Genomic DNA, 3,189 nt, shown 5'->3' on the forward strand with positions numbered 1-3,189 from the left:
TTTGTGCAACAGAGCCCCTCGGACGCAACCGAAGGACCGGGGAAGGGGCCTTCGGGCGCGCGTCCCACCTAGCGAAACCGGTGGAATTGAGAATGCCGGCCTCTTCCGCGCCGCCGACCCGACGGCCGCAGCAGCGCCTTGCCAGCCGCTGCCGCGCGCGCGATAAGCGCCGCGCCCCGGGTTTGCCGGGGGTTCCCGAGACCCGAGGCTTCCCCTGTCCAACTCGCCGGCCCGCCCCGTCACCACCGTCTCCGACCTGCTGCGCGAGCAGTTGGTGCGGCCAGAGGACGCGCCGGCGCTGGAGCGGGTGGCGGAGGAATTCCGCATCCGGGTCACGCCGGAGATGCGCCGGGCCATTGGCGCCGAAGCCGGCGGCGCCATGGCGCGGCAGTTCGTGCCGCGGCCCGAGGAGCTGATTCTGCGCGAGGAGGAACTCGTCGACCCGATCGGCGATTCGGCGCACAGCCCGACGCGGGGGCTGACGCATCGCTATCCCGACCGGGTGATCCTGCACACAACTCAGACCTGCGAGGTCTATTGCCGCTTCTGCTTCCGGCGCGAGACGGTCGGCGACGATGGCACGCTGCCCGACGCCGATCTCGACGCGGCGCTGGGCTACATCCGCGCCACCCCCGCGATCCATGAGGTGATCCTGACCGGCGGCGACCCGATGGTGCTGTCGGCGCGGCGCATCGCCGTGCTGCTGACCCGGCTGGCCGAGATCCCGCATGTCGAGGTGCTGCGCTTCCACACCCGCGTGCCGGTGGTCGCCCCGCAGCGCATCACGGCCGAGCTGGTCGCGGCGCTGAAGGTGCGTTGCGCGGTCTATGTCGTGGTGCACAGCAACCATCGCGACGAGCTGACGCTTGACGCCTGCGCGGCGCTGGCTCGGCTGGCCGACGCCGGCATCCCGCTGCTGTCTCAGACCGTGCTGCTGCGCGGGGTAAACGACGACGCGGCGGTGCTGGCCGACCTGTTCCGCTGCCTCGCCCGCAACCGGGTGAAACCCTATTACCTGCACCATTGCGATCTGGCGCGAGGCACGAGCCATTTCCGCACCAGCATCGCCGAGGGCCAGCGCATCATGGCCGAGCTGCGCGGGCGACTCTCCGGCCTCTGCATCCCGACCTATGTGCTCGACATCCCCGGCGGCTTCGGCAAGGCGCCGCTGGGGCCCGGTTACGTCGAGACGGATGCGGCGAGCGGCGACCATTTGATCACCGACTACAGGGGAAACGTGCACCGCTACCGCGACCCTCAGCCTTAAGGCGAGTGAGCGCCCGAATCCGGTGCAATCTTTCGGCATTCCCCAGCGGAACTACCGATTTGAGCTTACCTTCCCCGCCGGCTGCGTTAGCTTGCCCGGCATTGAGACCATTTCAGACCTACATTTTTCCAGGAGCATTTCATCGTGTCACAGCGAGCGACGTCGTTCGACCCACCGCAGGGGTCTCTCCGGTCCTCGGTGGGGCGGGGGGCCCTCGTCACCCTGATGTCCCAGGTGGTGATGATGGTGACGCAGGTGGCCTCGGTGGTGACCCTGTCCCGGCTGCTGTCGCCCGAGGATTTCGGTCTGGTGGCGATGTGCGCGCCGATCATCGCGCTGCTCGGCATGCTGCAGGACTTCGGCCTGATCGCCGCCACGGTGCAGAAGGCCGACCTCCGGCGCGAGGAGGTGAACTTCCTGTTCTGGGTGAACATCGGCATCAGCGTCAGCCTGACCCTGCTGTTGATCGCCACCGCGCCGCTGATCGCTCTGTTCTACAACGAGCCGCGGATCACCGCGCTGATCATGGCGCTGGCGGTGATCATCGCGCTGAACGGGCTCGGGGCACAGCATGCGGCGCTGTTGCACCGGCGGATGGCCTACAGGGCGCTGGCGGTGATCAGCGTGCTGGGCGCGGTGTCCTCGCTGGCGGTGGCGGCGGTCTGGGCGCTGATCGCGCCGAGCTACTGGGCGCTGTTCGGCGGCTCGCTGGCCGGGACGCTGGTGCTGGTCGGCTCCAACATCGCCTGTTCGCGCTGGCGGCCGGGCCTGCCGCGCCGGATCGAGGGTTGGCGCGGACTGCTGGGCTTCGGCGCGGGGATCACCGGCTTCAACCTGTCGAACTTCTTCTCGATGAACCTCGACAAGGTGATGATCGGCCGCGCCTTCGGCGGCGTGTCGCTGGGCTATTACGACCGAGCCTTCAAGCTGGTGCAGCTGCCCGCCAACGCGATCTGCAACCCACTGGCCCGGGTGATGATCCCGGCGCTGTCGCGCATGGCCGACGAGCCGCACCGCTTCCGCAGCGCCTTCGAGCGGGCGACCGGGCTGATGCTGCTGGCGCTGCTGCCGGGGGTGGCCTGCATCATCGTGATGGCGGATGTGCTGATCCCGCTGATGTTCGGCGAGAACTGGACCGGGGCGGTGGCGATCTTCACCGCGCTCGGCTTCGCCGCGCTGATGCAGCCGGTGAACAACCCCTCGGGTTGGGCCTTCATCAGCCAGGGCCGGTCGGGCGACTTCTTCCGTTCGGGCCTGCTGAGCGCCGCGGGCACCACGCTCGCCGTGCTGGGCGGGCTGCCCTTCGGCGCGGTGGGCATCGCGGTGGGGCTCTCGGTCGCTGAATACGTGAAGACGCCGCTCCTGTGGATGCTGGTCGGGCGCAGCGGGCCGATCCACTTCCGCGACGTGCTGCGCTGGATGGGGCCCCTGGTGCTGGCAGCGCATGGCGCGATGGCGCTGGTCTGGCTGGCGCGGCCGCTGCTGCCGGAGAACGCCTTCTGGGGGCTCCTGTCGGCGGGTCTGCTGGCCTATCTGGTGTTCGTCCCGCTGATCGCGCTCAGCGCCAGTGGCCGCGGCACGCTGGCCGAGGCGGGGCGGCTCATCGCCTCGCGGCTGCCGGCGCGGATGCGGCTGGCGGACCGCGACGCGCCGACCGCCTGAAACGCGAAAGGGGCGCCGCCTGGCGCCCCTTCTGCCATGCTTCCGTCCGTGTCAGCCTGCCGCGGCCACACCGAAGGGGATGACGTTGCCGCTGTCCTGCTGCCCCGCGTCGAAGCTTTCCACCTGCGCCGCCATCAGCGCCAGCCGCTGCAGCCGCAGCTCGTGGTTCAGCGTGGGGGCGAGGCCCAGCGTGTCGACCACCCGCTTCCAGCGATGCGCCCAGTCGTGCTTGCGCAGCGAGTTGGCGACGTTGTCGCGCC

Annotated in this window: 2 protein-coding genes and 1 pseudogene; 2 read left to right on the forward strand and 1 reads right to left on the reverse strand. The window is 69.7% G+C overall.

Annotation, left to right across the window (positions count from 1 at the left end; translation table 11 throughout):
• Positions 1-214 precede the first annotated feature (214 nt).
• Together C5F48_RS22700 and C5F48_RS22705 are read left to right on the forward strand one after the other, a co-directional pair.
• Positions 215-1,267 carry a lysine-2,3-aminomutase-like protein gene (locus C5F48_RS22700; RefSeq protein ID WP_107665988.1) on the forward strand — a complete coding sequence of 351 codons (1,053 nt, stop codon included), beginning with the start codon at positions 215-217 and terminating at the stop codon, positions 1,265-1,267.
• Positions 1,268-1,411: 144 nt separating this feature from the next.
• Positions 1,412-2,929: a lipopolysaccharide biosynthesis protein gene (locus C5F48_RS22705; RefSeq protein WP_107665989.1), complete on the forward strand. Its 1,518-nt coding sequence runs from the start codon at positions 1,412-1,414 to the stop codon at positions 2,927-2,929.
• Positions 2,930-2,980: 51 nt separating this feature from the next.
• On the opposite strand, the pseudogene C5F48_RS22710 reads toward C5F48_RS22705, so the two are convergent.
• Positions 2,981-3,189, reverse strand: a pseudogene (locus tag C5F48_RS22710) (hypothetical protein); the annotation flags it as partial.

Origin of the sequence: Cereibacter changlensis JA139 (assembly GCF_003034985.1) — a bacterium.
GTDB classification, from domain to species: domain Bacteria; phylum Pseudomonadota; class Alphaproteobacteria; order Rhodobacterales; family Rhodobacteraceae; genus Cereibacter; species Cereibacter changlensis.